Below are 16,905 nucleotides of genomic sequence, written 5' to 3' on the forward strand. Positions count from 1 at the left end.
GAAGGCTCTCCCCATGCTGAGCGCACAAGACCTCTTCATCACCTTCAACCCCGGCACGCCCATCGAGACGCGCGCGCTGCGCGGCATGTCGCTGGACATCCCGGCGGGTCAGTTCGTCACCGTCATCGGCTCCAACGGGGCAGGCAAATCCACCTTCCTGAATGCCATCTCGGGCGACCTGTCGGTGGACACCGGCCGCATCGCCATCGACAACCAGGACGTGACGCGCCAGCCCGTGTGGGAGCGCGCCCGCCGCGTGGCGCGCGTGTTCCAGGACCCCATGGCCGGCACCTGCGAAGACCTCACCATCGAGGAGAACATGGCCCTGGCCCAGCAGCGCGGCACGCGTCGCGGCCTGCGCGGCGCCGTCAAGCAGTCTGAACGCGCCATGTTTCGCGAACGCCTGGCCACGCTGGGCCTGGGCCTGGAGAATCGCCTCACCGACCGCATCGGTTTGCTGTCGGGCGGCCAGCGCCAGGCCGTGAGCCTGCTCATGGCGGCATTGCAGCCCTCGCGCATCCTGCTGCTGGACGAGCACACCGCCGCGCTGGACCCACGCACGGCCGATTTCGTGCTGCAGCTCACGGCCCGCATCGTGGCCGAGAACCAGCTCACCACCATGATGGTCACGCACAGCATGCGCCAGGCGCTGGACGTAGGCCAGCGCACCGTCATGCTGCACCAGGGGCAGGTGGTGCTGGACGTCTCGGGCGACGAACGCGCGCGTATGGACGTGCCCGACCTGCTGCAGATGTTCGAGAAGGTGCGCGGCGAGAAGCTGGCCGACGACGCGCTGCTGCTCGGCTGATGCTTCTCTATTAATAGCTACTAGCGCGTTTCAGGAAAGCGCTAGAGGGCAATTTCGCTTCAAATACGGGAAGCGTGCGCCGCGCGGTAGTCACCGCTTCGCGCGGAGATTTTTGGGCGAAAAGCCGTAGAGCCGGCGAAAGGCGGTGGAGAAATTCGCAGGGCTGCGGTAGCCCGCCAAGTCCGCCGCCTGCGCCACGGTGATGCCCTGTGCCGTGATGGCATCGGCCGCCCTGCGCAAGCGGCCTTCGCGCAAGTGTTCGAAGATGGGCTTGCCGAATGCCTGGCGGAACTGCGTTTGCAGGGTGCTGGCGTTGCAGCCCATGTGCCGCGCGATTGCGCCCATGGTGAGGGAGTCAGCGGCGCCGCTGTCGAGCCAGTCGCGCAGATGGCATGCCCGCTGGTACGCGGTTGGCCGCAATCCGGCTGCCTCGCATGCGGCGGCGGAATTGGCGGGCGCGACCCACTGCGCCAGCGCCTCGATGACCAGTTCGAGCGTCAGGCACTCCTGCTGCAGCCCGCTGAGCGGCCCGTCCTGCAACTGGCCCTCTGCCAACAACTGCTCGGCAACGTACACCGCCCTGGACGAAGGCGCCCACGCCGTCATGGACAGGTGGGGCAGCGCGTTCAGGTGGCCCAGCCCCGCCTTGTCCAGCCAGTGCGGCGTCAGCGTGAGAACCAGCATGCGCTCGCGCGACGGCGCGCGGCAGCGGTGCTCGTACGGCGCCGGCCCGCGCAGTGCCACCACGGCCGCCCGGGCACCCCCGCCTGGGGGCACCGCCACCGGCAGGGCCAGGGGGCCGATGCGCAGCCTGCCGCCGCCCTGCAGCTTGAACACGATCTTGATCCCGCTCTTGGTCAGCGGGAAGCGGCTGGTCAAGCCACGCAGGTACGCGATGTCCGTGCGGTGCAGGAAGAACCCGGCGCGCAGTTCGGCCAGGGACAGCGTGCCGTTGAACACGGAACCGCCGACGGCCTGCTCGGGCCCGCTCAGAGCCCCACCGTGCGCCAGCCGGTCCAGCAGCAGGGCCGTCATTTCCCCCGCCTGGGGCTCGGCCTGCCGGCGATTCACGATCGAGGCAAAGGTTTTTGTCGCGGCAAACATATTCCCTGTCAGCGCAAAAGAAGAAGAACGGAGCTGTCCCGATACTACACGCTAGTTGATAACCATTCTCAATCTCAGCGGTCTCGCCACACCTACCAGGCGCTCCCTCTTCCATGTTCGTGAAACACCCTTGCCCCTACCCCTTGCTTCTGGCCCTGCCCGGCCTGTTCTCGGCCTCTCTCGCGCTGGCGCAGGAGCCCACACTCGCCACTGTCAGCGTGCAGGAAAAACTCGTGTCCGACGTGACCACCACCGTCACCAGCGAAGCTGTGCAGACCCACGCGGCGCGCAGCCTGGGTGAGATGCTGCGCGACGAGCCCGCCGTGTCGGTGGGTGGCGGTGCGGCCATCGCACAAAAACTCTACATCCGGGGCGTGGAGGATTCCATGCTCAACACCACGCTGGACGGCGCGGCGCAGAGCGGCCGGGCGTTCCACCACCAGTCCCGCCTGCTGATCGACCCGGAACTCATCCACAGCGTGGAGATTGACCGCGGAGCCACACCCGCGAGTGCCGGGCCGGGGGCCCTGGCAGGCTCCATCCGCATGACCACCAAGGATGGCCGGCAGCTTCTGCGCGACGGCCAGACCTTTGGCGCCAGCGTGCGCGGCGGCGTGGCATCCAACGACGGGCACCGCTGGGGCGCGGCGCTGTACGGCCTGGCGGGCGAGAGCGTGGACTTTCTGGTGTCCGCCAACCGTGACGACAACGATGATTACCAGGCGGGCGACGGCATCCGGCAGACGCACAGCGGCTCCAAGCAAAGCAGCGGGCTGGGCAAGCTCAACTGGCGCATCGCCGCCGGCCACCGCCTCACGCTGGGCTATCAGGCCGTGCAGGACGAGGGTTCGCGCTACCTGCGCCCCAACTTCTGGCAGGGCCAGGGAAATTCGCTCATGCCCCAGAAGACCACGCGTGACACGCTCACCGTCACCTACCGCTATGACGGCACGCGCACCCTTCCGGCCATGGAGTTAGGACTGTTCTCCGACACGATGAAGGTCACGCGCATCACGACGGCCGCGCAGCCGCAGTTCAACAAGCCGCTGGGTCATCAGTTCGGCGAAGAGATCGCCTCCAGCGGGCTGAACCTGAAAGCCGCCACCCGCGTGGCGGACGCCACCGTGCGCTACGGACTGAACATCCATCGCTTCGAGATGAACGCCGTCCATGCCCGCCCGCCCGCCGCATCCACCAGCAACGGGCGCGAAGAAAGCAGCGTGAAGGGACTGTTCGCCGAAGGCAGCATCCCACTGGGCGACCAGTTCCTCCTGGGGGCGGGCGCGCGCTACGACTGGTACGGCTACACCGACAACCACGCGCAGCGTATCTCCAGCCGCGGCTTGAGCCCCAACATGTCTCTGACCTGGATGGCGACCGACGCGCTGAGCGTGCGCGCGTCCGCAGGCACCGCCCTGCGCGGCGCGGGACTCAAGGAGGCGTTCTATGTGGACAACACCCGCTGGCGGAACGACCCCGGACTGCAGCCAGAAAAGGCCCGCAACGTCGAGCTGGGCGTGAACTACAACGAGGGCCCGTGGAGCGCTAAAGCCACCGTGTTCCGCCAGCAGATCCGCAACTTCATCTCCACCACCACCGGCGCAACCTGGGCCGTGGCCAACGTAGGTACGATGAAGTCCTCAGGCTACGAGGTCGGTGTGGCATGGAATCGCAGCGTGTGGCGCAGCGGTCTTGCTGTGGCCAGCGCCAAGCCCCAGCTCAACGGCTACGACCTGGGCGACGAGGCCTACGGGCTGGGCGTGTCCACCGGCCGCAGTTGGAACCTGAACCTGGGCTACCGCATCCCCACGTGGAACCTGGACCTGGAATGGTTTGGGCGCTTCGTGGAATCCAAGACCTCGACCGAATATCTGATTTCCGAAAGCCGCACCGCCACCAAGCACAAGCCCGGCTTTGGCGTGCACGACGTCTACGTCAACTGGCTGCCCTACGGCAACGACCGCTTGCGCGTGACCTTCGGCGCGCGCAACCTGCTCAACAAGTTCTACTACGACCAGGGTAGCTACGCCTACTACGTGAGTACCGCTGGCGCCATCAGTGGCCGGGGCTTCGCCGAGCCGGGCCGCAACGTACGCCTGGACGTGACGTGGAAGTTCTGACGGCCAATCGCCGCGAGAAGTGTTAACCCGGGAACAGGGGCAGGTCCGCCTTCTTGAGCGTGCGCAACACGAAGCTCGAGCGGCTGTGGCGTATACCCTTGATCCTGTAAAGCTTCTCGCGCAGCAGGCGCTCGTAGTCGCGCGTGTCTTTGACCACCACGCGCAGCAGGTAATCGTAGTCGCCAGAGACCAGGTGCGCCTCCACCACTTCCGGGATGCTGGCAAGCATCTCGCCGAACTTTTCCAGCGTGTTGTCCGAATGGCTGTCCAGCGTCACCTGCACCAGCACCGTGTCGCCCAGGTCCAGCGCCAGCGGGTTCAGGCGCACGGTATAGCCTTCGATCACGCCGGCCTCCTCCATCTTCTTGATGCGGCCCCAGCACGGCGAGGGGCTCAGGCCGACGGCGGCGCCGATCTCTTGCAGGCTGGCGCGTGCATTGCCTTGCAGGACGGAGAGAATTTTTCTGTCTAGGCGATCCATGTGCTGCATTATTCGTGAAACCTAGATACTGCAGAAAATTTTTCTTCAATGTAGGTTTTTATAGAGAAATTCAGCAAATTCATCCACAACCCGCGGCGCATACTTCTTCTCCATCAAGGCGCTCTTACCGGGGCGCACGACATTGACGAGACCCCGCCCGGTTACCGCTGGGCGGGGACTTGGCAAGACGGGTCAAGGCGGCCTTCTCAAGTCCCCGCGCAAACCCCTATGACCTGCGTCATGTTGCATTGCCATAATTTTTCGGCAGCACCCGCAGATTCACAGGAGACAACATGCAGCTGACCAAACTTGCGCTGGGCCTGGGCTTGGCACTGGGCATGGCCGCAACGGCCTTGGCACAAACCACAATGCGCATCAGCATCTCGACGGCGCAGAACTCCCACCAGGGCGTCGCCATCGACACGTTTGCCAAGGAGGTCGAAAAGCGCACCGGCGGGCGCTACAAGGTGCAGACCTTCTACAACGGCGCGCTGGGCGGCGAGCGCGAATCCATCGAAGCGGTGCAGTTGGGCACGCAGGAGTTGGCCTTCAGCTCCACCGGTCCCGTGCCCAACTTCGTGCCCGAGACCAAGATCCTGGACGTGCCCTTCCTGTTCCGTGACAAGGCCCACGCCCGCGCCGTGCTTGACGGCCCGATCGGCCAGGACCTGCTGACCAAATTCGATGCCAAGGGCTTCAAGGCGCTGGCCTGGGCGGAGAATGGCTTTCGCCACATGACCAACAGCAAGCGCGACGTGAAGACGCCCGAGGACTTGAAGGGCCTGAAGATGCGCACCATGGAGAACCCGGTGCACATCGCCGCGTACAAGGGTTTCGGCATCATCACCACGCCCATGGCCTTCCCCGAAGTGTTCACTGCCCTGCAACAAGGCACGGTGGACGGCCAGGAAAACCCCCTGCCCGTCATCATCTCGGCCAAGTTCGACCAAGTACAAAAGCACCTCTCGCTGACGGGTCACGTGTACTCGCCCTGCCTCTTCGTGATGAACAAGGCGGTGTTCGACAAGCTCTCCCCTGCGGACAAGCAGGCCTTCATCGACGCCGCCAAGGAGGGCACCAAGGCCAACCGCGCTCGCGTGGACGAGGACGACGCCAAGGGCGTGGCCGACCTGCGCGCCAAGGGCATGACGGTGATCGACGATCTGGACAAGTCCAAGTTTGTCGCCGCGCTCGCGCCCGTGAACGCGCAGTTCGAGAAAGAGTTCGGCAAGGCCAACCTCGACAAGATCCGCAACTACAAGTGACGCTCACTTTTCAGTAGCTGCTACCGCCCGTGGATCATGCGCCACGGGCGTTTTTATTCATATTTTCGTGAGTGCGCATGAAAACCTTCTTCCTCTCCTGCGAGCGCTGGAGCACCGCCGTCGCCATGTGGGGCGCCTGCGCCATGCTGGCGCTGGCCTCGGCGCTCGGCATGTTCCAGATCCTGATGCGTTTCGTTTTCGAAGAGCCGGCCGAGTGGACCGAGGTGCTGATCCGCTTCAGCCTGATCTGGATGGTGTTCCTGGCGATTCCCATGGCATTCCGGCAGGGCGCCATGGTCAGCGTCGACGTGCTCTACCGCTGGAGCCCGCGCCCGCTGCGCCGCGTGCTGGACTGGGTGGTGTGCCTGGCAGCGCTGGCGCTCATCGCCGTGATCATCTGGTGGGGGTGGGACTACGCGCGCCGCGGCGGCGTGCAGTCGATGGCAGGGCTGGAGTCGGTTTCCATGTTCTGGGCCTATCTGGCCATGCCCGTGGGTGGGCTGTTCAGCATCCTCGGCATCGTGGGCAATCTGATCGACCCGCAGCGCCATGAACTGGAGACTGCCCAATGAGCGCCGCGCAGAGCCACCTCAAGCAAGCGAGCGACCCCCACGGGGGGCGACGAGTACATGAAATGACGCGCGTGGGGGCCCTATGACCACGGTCATGATCTCCACCATGGTGCTGTGCTTCGCGCTCACCATCTCCGTGGCCGTCTCCATCGGGCTGGCCTCCATCCTGGGCATCCAAGTGGCGAACGCCAACATGCTGATCTCCGTGAAGGAGATGTTCGCCTCCATCAACAAGTTTCCGCTCGCAGCCATTCCGTTCTTCATCCTGGCGGGCAACCTCATGGAGACCGGCGGTATTTCGCGCCGGCTCGTGGAGTTTGCCAAGAGCATCGTGGGCGGCGTGCAGGGCGGCCTGCCCATGACCTGCGTGCTCACCTGCATGATCTTCGCGGCCGTCTCAGGGTCATCGGTGGCGACCACGTTCGCCATCGGCGCCATCCTGATTCCTGCGCTCATCAAGCATGGCTACCCCACCAGCTACGCGGCCGCGCTGCAAGCCACCAGTGCCGAGCTGGGTGTGATCATCCCGCCGTCCATCCCCATGATCCTGTACGGTGTGGCGGCCGAGGTGTCGATTGGCGAGCTGTTCATCGCCGGCTTCGGCCCCGGCATCCTCATCAGCGGTGCGCTGATGTTGTTCGTCTGGGCGTATTGCAAGTACAAGGGCTGGGGCAAGCATGACGGCGACGGGCGCATGCCCTTCGGCCGCGCGCTGCTGCAGGCGGGCTGGGCACTGCTGATGCCGGTCATCATCCTGGGCGGCATCTACGGCGGCGTGTTCACGCCTACCGAGGCCTCTGCCGTGGCCGTGTTCTACGCGCTGGTGGTGGGCATGCTGATCTACCGCGAGATCCGCGTCGCGGACCTGTTCGCCATCCTGCGCAAGTCGGCCATCTCGTCGGCAGTGATCATGTTCATCATTGCCAATGCGGGCCTGTTTGCCTTCCTCATCACGCGCGCTGGCGTGCCGGACGCCATCGGCCGCTGGCTGCAGGAGGTGCTGCAGTCGCCCGCGCTGTTCCTGCTGGGCGTGAATGCCGCGCTGTTCGTGATCGGCATGTTCATCGAGACCAGCGCCGCCATCATCGTGCTGGCGCCGATCCTGGCGCCGGTGGCCCAGCACTTCGGCGTGGACCCGGTGCACTTCGGGCTGATCATGGTGGTGAACCTGGCGCTGGGCATGATCACGCCGCCCTTTGGCGTGAACCTGTTCGCGGCATGCACGGTGGCGCGCATCTCTCTGGATCGCATCGTCGCCCACCTGCTGCCGTTCGTGGGCGTGGTCCTGCTGTGCCTCCTGGTCATCACCTACGTGCCATCGCTTTCGCTGGCCCTGCGTGATCTCGTGTACGCAAAATAGATAGAATTCGTCCCGTCAGGAGAGAGTCTGCGCCCATCAGGGCCAGGCCGCCGAAGGCGCAGGCAGCAGCCGAACGCTCAGGCAAAAGGACTGGCGACACGCCCGCAGGGATGCGGGTGTTTCCCTTGCTGGAGAGAGGCCGCAGCAGCATGCGGCCCACCGAAGGAGCAAGCCCCGTGACATGCCATGCAGGCGGGGTGAATCTCTCAGGTAAAGCGGACAGCGGGGCAAATCGGCGATCGAGAGATCGCTCCACCATTTGCCTTCGCCCATTGCCATGTCCGCCATGTCCGACCTGCTCACCACTCCCCTCAACGCCCTGCACATCGAACTGGGCGCCCGCATGGTGCCCTTCGCCGGCTACTCCATGCCCGTGCAATACCCCATGGGCCTAATGGCCGAGCACCACCACACGCGCACGGCGGCCGGCCTGTTTGACGTGTCGCACATGGGGCAGCTCAAGCTGGTCGGCCCTGACGCCGCAGCCGCGTTCGAGACGCTGATGCCCGTGGACGTGGTCGACCTGCCCGTAGGCAAGCAGCGCTACGGCCTGCTGCTCAATGACGAGGGCGGCATCATCGACGACCTCATGTTCTTCCGCATGGCGCAGGACGAGCTCTTCGTAATCGTCAACGGCGCCTGCAAGGTGGGCGACATTGCCCACATCCAGGCGCGCATCGGCCAACGCTGCCAGGTGATTCCCATGCCCGACCAGGCCCTGCTCGCGCTGCAGGGCCCACAGGCGGCTGCGGTGCTCGCGCGTCTGGCACCAGGCGTGGACAAACTGGTGTTCATGACCGGCGGGCATTGCGACATCGCCGGGGCGCAGTGCTTCGTGACGCGCAGCGGCTACACCGGAGAGGACGGCTTCGAGATCTCGGTGCCCGCCGCGCAGGCCGAGGCCCTGGCGCGCACGCTGCTGGCCCAGCCCGAGGTCAAGCCCATCGGCCTGGGTGCACGCAATTCGCTGCGCCTGGAAGCCGGCTTGTGTCTGTATGGCAACGACATCGACACCACCACCACCCCGCCCGAAGCCGGCCTGAACTGGGCCATCCAGAAGGTGCGCCGTACAGGCGGCGCGCGCGCTGGCGGTTTTCCTGGTGCCGACAAGGTGCTGGCCCAGATCGACAGCCCGGCCACTCTCACGCGCAAGCGCGTGGGCCTGGTGGCGCTGGAGCGCGTGCCCGTGCGTGAGCACACCGAGTTGCAAAACGAGTCGGGCGAGCGCATCGGCGAAGTCACCAGCGGCCTGCTGGCCCCCACTGCCGACAAGCCCATCGCCCTGGCCTACGTAATGCCCGCCCATGCCGCCCCCGGCACCCGTGTGAACGCCATGGTGCGCGGCAAGGCCGTGCCCATGGAAGTGGCTGCCACGCCCTTTGTTCCCACACGCTACTACCGCGGCTGAATTCACCACGGCGAACTGCCACCGCGCCCAGGTCAGCCCGGCTACAGTGCGGGCTGACCACTCTCAAACCTTTTCCTTCCACCTCTTCTTCCCGGAGCCCCTCATGAGCATCCAGTTTTCCAAAGACCATGAATGGATCAACGCAGCCGACCCGGCCGCGGCCGTCGTCGGCATCACCGTCCACGCGCAGGATGCGTTGGGCGATGTGGTGTTCGTGGACCTGCCCGCGGTGGGCACCACCTTTGCCCAGGGCGACGTGGCCGGTGTGGTCGAGTCCGTCAAGGCCGCTGCCGATGTCTACATGCCCGTGTCCGGCGAAATCGTCGAGGTCAACGAGGCCCTGCGCGCCGACCCGTCCCTGGCCAACTCGGACCCGCTGGGCGCGGGCTGGTTCTTCAAGGTCAAGCTCAGCGACGCCGGCCAGCTCGCCGGCCTGATGGACGAAACGGCCTATACCGCCTTCGCCCAGAACGCCTGATGCACCCGCGGCGCCGTGCACACGGCGCCGCCGCACCGCCCCATCGCTCTTGAGACTGGTCCCTCGCCATGCAGATGCCCTCCCCCCTGCCCCTGGCGGCGCTCGAAAACGCCGCTGAATTCCTGCCCCGCCACATTGGCATCGACGCCGCCGACGAAGCACACATGCTGTCGGTGATCGGCGAGGCTTCGCGCCGCGCGCTCATTGATTCCATCGTGCCGCGCTCCATCGCGCGCCAGCGCCCCATGGACCTGCCCGCGCCGGCCACCGAGGCCGCAGCGCTGGCTGAACTCCAGGCCATTGCGTCGAAGAACCGCATCCTCAAGAGCTTCATCGGCCAGGGCTACTACGGCACGCACACGCCGGGCGTCATCCTGCGCAACGTGCTGGAAAACCCTGCCTGGTACACGGCCTACACGCCCTACCAGGCCGAGATCTCCCAGGGCCGCATGGAGGCGCTGCTCAACTTCCAGACCATGGTGTGCGACCTCACGGCCATGCCCATCGCCAACGCCTCCATGCTCGACGAGGCGACCGCTGCCGCCGAGGCCATGACGCTGGCTAAGCGCTCGGTCAAGTCCAAGAGCGACGTCTTCATCGTGGCCGGCGATGCGCACCCGCAGACCATCGAAGTCATCCAGACCCGCGCCGCCCCCATCGGCATCACCGTGGTGGTGGCCAATTCCCAGGAGGAATGGCAGGCGGCCCTGGCCGGCGACTTCTTCGCCGCCCTCATCCAGTACCCTGCCAGCAGCGGCTGGGTGCAGGACTGGCAGGCCGACGTGGACGCCATCCACGCCAAACAGGCCGCCGCCATCTTCGCTACCGACCTGCTGGCGCTCACGCTGCTCAAGGCCCCCGGCGAGTGGGACGCCGACATCGTGGTGGGCTCCACCCAGCGCTTTGGCATGCCCATGGGCGCCGGCGGACCGCACGCCGCCTTCATGGCCTGCCGCGACGAATTCAAGCGCAGCCTGCCCGGCCGCCTGGTGGGCGTGAGCGTGGACGTGCACGGCAAGCCCGCCTACCGCCTGGCGCTGCAAACGCGCGAGCAGCACATCCGCCGCGAGAAGGCCACGAGCAACATCTGCACGGCCCAGGTGCTGCCGGCCGTGATCGCCAGCATGTACGCCGTGTACCACGGCCCCGAGGGCCTCACGCGCATCGCCCGCCGCGTGGCGCGCTTCACCGCCATCCTGAGCCGCGGCCTGGCGCAGCTGGGGTTCACCAGCCGCCACCATGGCTCGGCCTTCGACACACTCAGCCTGCACACCAAGGATGCTACGGATTCAATAGCTGCTCGCGCAGTCCAGATGGGCGCAAACCTGCGAAAAGCCTGGAATAAATACCTGTGCATCTCGCTGGACGAGACCACCACCCGCGCCGATATCGAGCTGCTGTGGAAGATCTTTGCGCGGGACGGCCAGCAACTGCCCACCATCGAGGCGATGGACGCGGCCGGCGCACCGGCGCTGTTCCCCGACGCTCTGGCGCGCACCAGCCGCTTCATGACGCACCCGGTGTTCAATACCCACCATTCCGAAACCGGCATGCTGCGCTACATCCGCCAGCTGTCCGACAAGGACCTGGCGCTGGACCGCACCATGATCCCGCTGGGCTCGTGCACCATGAAGCTCAACGCCACCAGCGAGATGATCCCCATCACCTGGCCCGAGTTCGCCAACGTGCACCCGTTCGCCCCGGCCGACCAGCTCGAAGGCTACCGCCTGCTCGACGAGCAACTGCGCGCCTGGCTGTGCCAGGCCACGGGCTACGCCGGCATCAGCCTGCAGCCCAACGCAGGCAGCCAGGGCGAATACGCCGGCCTGCTGGCCATCAAGGCCTACCACGCGGCGCAGGGGCACGCCCACCGCAACATCTGCCTGATCCCCAGTAGCGCGCACGGCACCAACCCCGCCAGCGCCCAGATGGTGGGCATGCAGGTCGTGGTGACCAAGTGCGATGAAAACGGCAACGTCGACATGGCGGACCTGCAAGCCCAATGCGAGAAGCACAGCGCCAACCTCGCCTGCGTGATGATCACCTACCCCAGCACGCATGGCGTGTTCGAGACCCAGGTGAAGGCCTTGTGCGAGCTGGTGCATCGCCACGGCGGGCGCGTGTATGTGGACGGCGCCAACATGAACGCCCTGGTCGGCGTGGCCGCGCCGGGCGAGTTCGGCGGTGACGTGAGCCACCTGAACCTGCACAAGACCTTCTGCATCCCCCACGGCGGCGGCGGCCCCGGCGTGGGCCCGGTGTGCGTGGTGGAGGACCTCGTGCCCTACCTGCCCGGCCATGCCACGGGCGGCATTGCTTCCAAAACAGGAGCTGTCAGCGCAGCTCCCTTGGGCAATGCAGCCGTTTTACCCATCAGCTGGATGTACATCCGCATGATGGGTGCCGACGGTCTGCAGGCCGCGACCGAGACAGCGATCTTGAGCGCCAACTACATCAGCGCGCGCCTGAAGGACCACTATCCCACGCTGTACGCTTCCGCCAACGGCCATGTGGCGCACGAGTGCATCCTGGACCTGCGCCAGTTGAAGGACACCAGCGGCGTGATGGCCGAGGACGTGGCCAAGCGCCTGATCGACTACGGCTTTCACGCACCCACGCTGTCGTTCCCCGTGCCCAACACGCTGATGGTGGAGCCCACCGAGAGCGAGACGCTGTTTGAGCTGGACCGCTTCATCGACGCGATGATCGCCATCCGGCGCGAGATCCGCCAGATCGAGGCCGGCACCTGGCCGCAGGACGACAACCCTCTCAAGAACGCGCCCCACACGGCCGAGTGCCTGCTGGCAGCCGACTGGCAGCACCCCTACCCGCGCGATGCGGCAGCCTATCCCGTTGCCGCCCTGCGCCAGAACAAGTACTGGAGCCCCGTGGGCCGTGTGGACAACGTCTACGGCGACCGCAACCTGTTCTGCAGCTGTGTTCCGGTGAGCGAACTGGGCTGACGGCCTTCTCCGCACAGGCATTCACAAAGGCCCTACCATCGGGCCTTTGTTGCTTCTGAACATTTGACCCATGCGCCCCCTTCTCGCACTGCTCGCATCGCTTGCCCTCGCCTCCGCAGCCCAGGCGCAGGCCCCTGCCGTCACCACCGGCAGCGGCCTGGTCTATGAATCGCTCAAGGACGGCAGCGGTGAATCACCCAAGGCCACCGACACCGTCAAGGTGCACTACCGCGGCACCGTCCCCGACGGCAAGGAGTTCGACAGCTCCTACAAGCGCGGCGAGCCGACCGAGTTCCCGCTGAACCGCGTCATCCCCTGCTGGACCGAAGGCGTGCAGCGCATGAAGCCGGGCGGTAAGGCCAAGCTGACCTGCCCGCCGGCGATTGCGTATGGCGCGCGCGGCGCGGGCGGCGTGATTCCGCCCAACGCCACGCTGAATTTCGAGATCGAGCTGCTGTCGGTGCGCCGCTGAACGAGGCAGCGGCACCGGCCTGTAGGGCACCAGGCAGACGCGTACACTGGCAGGCCTGCGGATTGCCCGATTCCCATGAGCCGCCCCGACCTGTCCCTGCTGTTTCCCGCCGCGGAGCCTGCCTCGTCCCCCCCTGAGCAGCCGGAGCGCCGCGGCCCTCAACGGGCCAGCGGCGACGTGGCCGAGCTGATTGCGCAGCTGCGCGCCTCACAGGCCGAGCTGGAGGCGCAAAACCAGGTGCTGCGCTACAGCCAGGCCGCGGCCGAAAGCGCTTCCGAGCGATTCGAGGCCCTGTTTTCCAGCGTGCCGCTGTCGCTTATGGTGGTGGACGAGCATGACATGGTGGTCCAGGCCAACTCCATGGCACAGCGCTCGTTCCAACCGCGCGAGACGGACCGTCCCCTGACGGCACTGATGCCCTTCGTGAGCGACAGCCACGCGCCGCGTGTGCGCGAGGCCTTCGACCAGGCGCGGGCCATGGGCACGGCCGAGGCCACGGAGGTTGTGTTCCACATCAGCGAGGGCCGCCATATCACTGGCGACCTGCACATCGCGCGCATCGAGTCGCGCTCCGAGCAGGACGCGCCGCTCACGCAGTTTCTGTGCGCCGTGATCGACCAGGGGCCGCTGCTGGCCGAACGCCAGGCCCTGCAGCGCAGCGCACAGGAGCTGCAGGAGCGCAACGTGCAACTGCACACCAGCGAGCGCCGGCTGGAAGCGGTGATCAACTCCGCGCTCGACGCGATCATCTGCGTGGACCAGCACGAGCGCATCACCGTGTTCAACCCCACGGCGGCGATGCTGTTCCAGTGCGCCACCAGCGACGCGCTGGGCAGCCCGTTGAGCCGCTTTCTGCCCGAGGCCCAGCAGGTGCTGGCGTTCGCGCAACTGACCACGCAGGCGGCTCTGGGGGAGATGACGGCGCTCACGGCATCAGGCCGCGAGCTGGCGGTGGAGATCAGCGTGTCGTTCGAGCGCCATGCGGAAGGCGAGACCACCACCGTGTTTGCCCGCGACCTTACGGCCCGTAAGCGCGAAGAAGCCCGCCGCAACGCGCTGGAGGGACAGCTGCGCGAGTCGCACAAGATGCAGGCCGTCGGCACCATGGCCGGCGGTATCGCGCACGACTTCAACAACATCCTGCATGCGATCCTGGGCAACGTGGAGCTGGCCAAAGCCGATTGCCCGCCCGGCACGCCGATGTACGAAAGCCTGCTGGAAATCGACAAGGCCGGCCGGCGCGCCCGCGACCTGGTGCGGCAGATCCTCACCTTCAGCCGCAACGAGCCGCCCAAGCGTGCCGCCGTCACCCTGGCAGAGGTGGTGCACGACACCGAACGGCTGCTGAGGGTCACGCTGCCGCCCGAGATCGAGCTGACCGTGCATGTCCCCCCCGACCTGCCCCCCGTATTGGCGGATGCCACGCAGGTGGAGCAAGCGGTGCTGAACCTGTGCACCAACGCCGTGCACGCCATCGGCAGCCGCCGTGGCCGCATTCGCGTGGATGCTGCGCTGATCCAGCCCGACCAGCGCATGCGCGAGAGCCTGGGCCTGAGTGCGGGCGACTACGTGGCCGTGCGCGTGCATGACAACGGCCCGGGCATGGACGCCGGCACCCAGTCGCGCATCTTCGAACCCTTCTTCACCACCAAGCCCGTGGGCCAGGGCACCGGCCTGGGACTGGCGGTGGTGCACGGCGTGATGCGCACCCACGGTGGTGGCGTGGATGTGCACAGCGCACCCGGCGAGGGCAGCCGCTTCACGCTGTACTTTCCCGTGGCATCGGACGCCATGATGGCCGCCCTGTCGGACGTTCCCGCGCCGGCCGCGCCCGCCAGTCCGCCCGCGGTGGCGCCGGCAACAGACCGCCTGCTGCACGTGATGTACGTGGACGACGACGAGGCGCTGGTCTTTCTGGTGCAGCGCCTGCTGCGCCTCCGCGGCTACGAGGTCAGCGGTTTCACCGACCCGCACCAAGCCACAGACGCCCTGCAGGCCCACCCCGAGCGCTACGACCTGCTGGTGACGGACTACAACATGCCGGGCTACTCGGGCCTGGATCTTGTGCGCGCAGCCCGCACCATCCGCAGCGACCTGCCAGTGGCCCTGGCCTCCGGCTATGTGACGGCGGAAATCGAACAGGCCGCGCTGGCCGAAGGCGCACGCGCGCTGATCCACAAGCCCAATGACGTGGAAGAGCTGTGCGCGACCGTGGACCGGCTGGCCCATGGCGGTTGAGTTGACAGCACCGCAGGCCGTACAGACGGCGGGGGCGCATGCACCTTTGCAGGGTATGCCGGCCAGCCCATCAGAGGGCGTCCGCAGCGTGCACGTGGACGACACGCTGCTGGTGCTGGACAAGCCCTCGGGATTGCTGTGCGTGCCCGGACGGGGCCCCGACAAACAGGATGCCTTGAGTACGCGCGCCCAGGCGCTGTGGCCCGACGCGCTCATCGTGCACCGGCTGGACCAGCCCACGTCGGGACTGGTGCTCATGGCGCGGGGCGCCGCGATGCAGCGGGCCCTCAGCCACAGCTTCGCCCAGCGGCTGGTGCACAAGCGCTACCGCGCCGTGGTGGCGGGCCGCATGCCGCCGCCCGACCCTGCGCACGCGGACGGCTGGGGCGAGATCGCGCTGCCCATCGCGGCGGACTGGGAACGCCGTCCGCTGCGCGTGGTGGATGCCACGCACGGCCAGCCCAGCCTCACGCGTTGGCGCGTGCTGGCGCACGACGCCGCCCGCGACACTACCTCCGTGGAGCTGGAACCCGTCACCGGTCGCACGCACCAGCTGCGCGTGCACCTGGCGGCACTGGGCCACCCCATCCTGGGCGACCAGCTCTATGCCGATGCGTCGGTACAAGCCCGCGCACCGCGCCTGTTGCTGCACGCATGCGTGCTGGAGTTCGCGCACCCGCTGCAGGGTGGCTGGTGCGCGTTTGCCTCGGCACCGCCGTTTTGATCGCCGCGTGCGTGGCCGTTACCATGCCCGCATGACGCAACACCTCTACATCCTCACCGGCGGCTCGCGCGGCATGGGCCTGGCCATGGCACACCAGTTGCTGAAACCCGGCAACACGCTGATCAGCCTGGCGCGCAGCACCTCTGCGCCGTTGTCCACGGCCGTGCCGCAGGGCGCGACGCTGGAGCAATGGAGCGTGGACCTGGCCCAGCCTGCGCAGGCCGCTCAACGCCTGCGCGAATGGCTGGCCACGCAGCCTGCCAGCCGGTACGCGAGCGCCACGCTGATCAACAACGCCGGCGTGATCCCGCGCATCGCGCCGCTGTCGGCATGCACCGGCCCGCAGGACATGGCCGAGCTGTCCAACGCGCTGCGCGTGGGTCTGGAGGCGCCGATGCTGCTGACGGCCGCCTTCCTGGGCGCGACCGAAGGCTGGGCTGCACCGCCCCACTCCGTGGCGCGCAGGGTGCTGAACATCTCTTCGGGGCTGGGGCGTCGCGCCATGGCGTCCCAGTCCGGCTACTGCGCGGCCAAGGCCGGCATGGACCATTTCACGCGGTGCCTGGCGCTGGACGAAGCCGCCAAGCCCCACGGCGCCAAGGTATGCTCGCTGGCTCCCGGTGTGATCGACACCGACATGCAGGTCCAGCTGCGCGGCGCCAACCCGGCCGACTTTCCGGATGTGCAGAACTTCTGCCGCCCTCAAGACGGGCGGCATGCTCACCTCGCCAGACGCCGCGGCTGCCCGCGTGCTCGCCTGGCTGCAGCGTACAGACTTCGGCGCCAACCCCGTGGCCGACGTGCGCGAGGCCTGATGCCGTGCCCCGGCGCAGTGCAACCATTACTATGCATTTTGTAGCTGCTAGCGCTTATCCAATAAGCGCTAGAGCCTGACTTGATTCAAAACCATTA

At 66.8% G+C, this 16,905-nt stretch carries 13 protein-coding genes, 1 pseudogene and 2 riboswitches; of the genes and pseudogenes, 12 read left to right on the forward strand and 2 right to left on the reverse strand.

The genetic code is table 11. The features are described 5' to 3' along the window. Window positions 1-13 precede the first annotated feature (13 nt). Window positions 14-808 carry an ABC transporter ATP-binding protein gene (locus QY917_RS05955; protein WP_011805195.1) on the forward strand — a complete coding sequence of 265 codons (795 nt, stop codon included), beginning with the start codon at window positions 14-16 and terminating at the stop codon, window positions 806-808. Between the two features lie 90 nt (window positions 809-898). Here QY917_RS05955 and QY917_RS05960 read toward each other — a convergent pair whose 3' ends face one another. Further along, window positions 899-1,912, reverse strand: coding sequence for a helix-turn-helix transcriptional regulator (locus QY917_RS05960; RefSeq protein WP_123675806.1), 1,014 nt, complete (start codon window positions 1,910-1,912; stop codon window positions 899-901). Between the two features lie 113 nt (window positions 1,913-2,025). Between QY917_RS05960 and QY917_RS05965 the strand changes: the two genes are divergently transcribed. Further along, window positions 2,026-4,032, forward strand: coding sequence for a TonB-dependent receptor (locus tag QY917_RS05965; RefSeq protein WP_123675805.1), 2,007 nt, complete (start codon window positions 2,026-2,028; stop codon window positions 4,030-4,032). A gap of 22 nt (window positions 4,033-4,054) precedes the next feature. Here QY917_RS05965 and QY917_RS05970 read toward each other — a convergent pair whose 3' ends face one another. Next, window positions 4,055-4,513, reverse strand: a complete 459-nt coding sequence (locus tag QY917_RS05970; protein ID WP_041836275.1) for an Lrp/AsnC family transcriptional regulator — start codon at window positions 4,511-4,513, stop codon at window positions 4,055-4,057. Window positions 4,514-4,806: 293 nt separating this feature from the next. Here QY917_RS05970 and QY917_RS05975 point away from each other — a divergent pair, with 293 nt between their 5' ends. From QY917_RS05975 to QY917_RS06020, 10 genes and pseudogenes are all read left to right on the forward strand, one after another. After that, window positions 4,807-5,778 carry a TRAP transporter substrate-binding protein gene (locus QY917_RS05975; protein ID WP_123675804.1) on the forward strand — a complete coding sequence of 324 codons (972 nt, stop codon included), beginning with the start codon at window positions 4,807-4,809 and terminating at the stop codon, window positions 5,776-5,778. Window positions 5,779-5,855: 77 nt separating this feature from the next. Continuing rightward, entirely contained in the window at window positions 5,856-6,350 is a 495-nt protein-coding gene (locus tag QY917_RS05980; protein ID WP_015913282.1) for a TRAP transporter small permease, read from the forward strand. 82 nt (window positions 6,351-6,432) lie between these two features. After that, on the forward strand, window positions 6,433-7,710 hold the full coding sequence (locus QY917_RS05985) for a TRAP transporter large permease (protein WP_015913281.1): 1,278 nt from the start codon (window positions 6,433-6,435) through the stop codon (window positions 7,708-7,710). Between the two features lie 6 nt (window positions 7,711-7,716). Next, window positions 7,717-7,813, forward strand: a riboswitch (glycine riboswitch). Between the two features lie 15 nt (window positions 7,814-7,828). Beyond that, window positions 7,829-7,943, forward strand: a riboswitch (glycine riboswitch). Between the two features lie 44 nt (window positions 7,944-7,987). Then, the gene (gene gcvT / locus QY917_RS05990) at window positions 7,988-9,118 is read left to right on the forward strand and encodes a glycine cleavage system aminomethyltransferase GcvT (protein ID WP_123675803.1); all 1,131 of its coding nucleotides are present in this window, start codon (window positions 7,988-7,990) and stop codon (window positions 9,116-9,118) included. 103 nt (window positions 9,119-9,221) lie between these two features. After that, complete coding sequence (gcvH, locus tag QY917_RS05995; RefSeq protein ID WP_011805186.1) at window positions 9,222-9,596, forward strand: glycine cleavage system protein GcvH; 375 nt, start codon at window positions 9,222-9,224, stop codon at window positions 9,594-9,596. Window positions 9,597-9,664: 68 nt separating this feature from the next. Further along, entirely contained in the window at window positions 9,665-12,559 is a 2,895-nt protein-coding gene (gene gcvP / locus QY917_RS06000; protein WP_123675802.1) for an aminomethyl-transferring glycine dehydrogenase, read from the forward strand. Between the two features lie 70 nt (window positions 12,560-12,629). Then, window positions 12,630-13,031, forward strand: coding sequence for an FKBP-type peptidyl-prolyl cis-trans isomerase (locus QY917_RS06005; RefSeq protein ID WP_123675801.1), 402 nt, complete (start codon window positions 12,630-12,632; stop codon window positions 13,029-13,031). A 75-nt stretch (window positions 13,032-13,106) separates the two neighbouring features. Next, complete coding sequence (locus QY917_RS06010; RefSeq protein ID WP_123675800.1) at window positions 13,107-15,269, forward strand: ATP-binding protein; 2,163 nt, start codon at window positions 13,107-13,109, stop codon at window positions 15,267-15,269. A 55-nt stretch (window positions 15,270-15,324) separates the two neighbouring features. After that, window positions 15,325-15,993, forward strand: a complete 669-nt coding sequence (locus tag QY917_RS06015) for an RluA family pseudouridine synthase (protein ID WP_011805182.1) — start codon at window positions 15,325-15,327, stop codon at window positions 15,991-15,993. A 31-nt stretch (window positions 15,994-16,024) separates the two neighbouring features. Then, window positions 16,025-16,808 (forward strand): annotated as a pseudogene (locus QY917_RS06020) (SDR family NAD(P)-dependent oxidoreductase). Window positions 16,809-16,905: the final 97 nt, after the last annotated feature.

The sequence above is a fragment of the Diaphorobacter sp. C33 genome (genome assembly GCF_030503915.1).
Classification (GTDB): domain Bacteria; phylum Pseudomonadota; class Gammaproteobacteria; order Burkholderiales; family Burkholderiaceae_C; genus Diaphorobacter; species Diaphorobacter nitroreducens.

Coding starts and splice junctions, on each gene's coding strand:
- QY917_RS05975 (WP_123675804.1), top strand. CDS start 4,807: ATGCAGCTGACCAAACTTGCGCTGGGCCTGGGCTTGGCACTGGGCATG.
- gcvP (WP_123675802.1), top strand. CDS start 9,665: ATGCAGATGCCCTCCCCCCTGCCCCTGGCGGCGCTCGAAAACGCCGCT.
- gcvH (WP_011805186.1), top strand. CDS start 9,222: ATGAGCATCCAGTTTTCCAAAGACCATGAATGGATCAACGCAGCCGAC.
- QY917_RS06010 (WP_123675800.1), top strand. CDS start 13,107: ATGAGCCGCCCCGACCTGTCCCTGCTGTTTCCCGCCGCGGAGCCTGCC.
- gcvT (WP_123675803.1), top strand. CDS start 7,988: ATGTCCGCCATGTCCGACCTGCTCACCACTCCCCTCAACGCCCTGCAC.
- QY917_RS05960 (WP_123675806.1), bottom strand. CDS start 1,912: ATGTTTGCCGCGACAAAAACCTTTGCCTCGATCGTGAATCGCCGGCAG.
- QY917_RS05965 (WP_123675805.1), top strand. CDS start 2,026: ATGTTCGTGAAACACCCTTGCCCCTACCCCTTGCTTCTGGCCCTGCCC.
- QY917_RS05980 (WP_015913282.1), top strand. CDS start 5,856: ATGAAAACCTTCTTCCTCTCCTGCGAGCGCTGGAGCACCGCCGTCGCC.
- QY917_RS06015 (WP_011805182.1), top strand. CDS start 15,325: ATGCCGGCCAGCCCATCAGAGGGCGTCCGCAGCGTGCACGTGGACGAC.
- QY917_RS05970 (WP_041836275.1), bottom strand. CDS start 4,513: ATGGATCGCCTAGACAGAAAAATTCTCTCCGTCCTGCAAGGCAATGCA.
- QY917_RS05955 (WP_011805195.1), top strand. CDS start 14: ATGCTGAGCGCACAAGACCTCTTCATCACCTTCAACCCCGGCACGCCC.
- QY917_RS05985 (WP_015913281.1), top strand. CDS start 6,433: ATGACCACGGTCATGATCTCCACCATGGTGCTGTGCTTCGCGCTCACC.
- QY917_RS06005 (WP_123675801.1), top strand. CDS start 12,630: ATGCGCCCCCTTCTCGCACTGCTCGCATCGCTTGCCCTCGCCTCCGCA.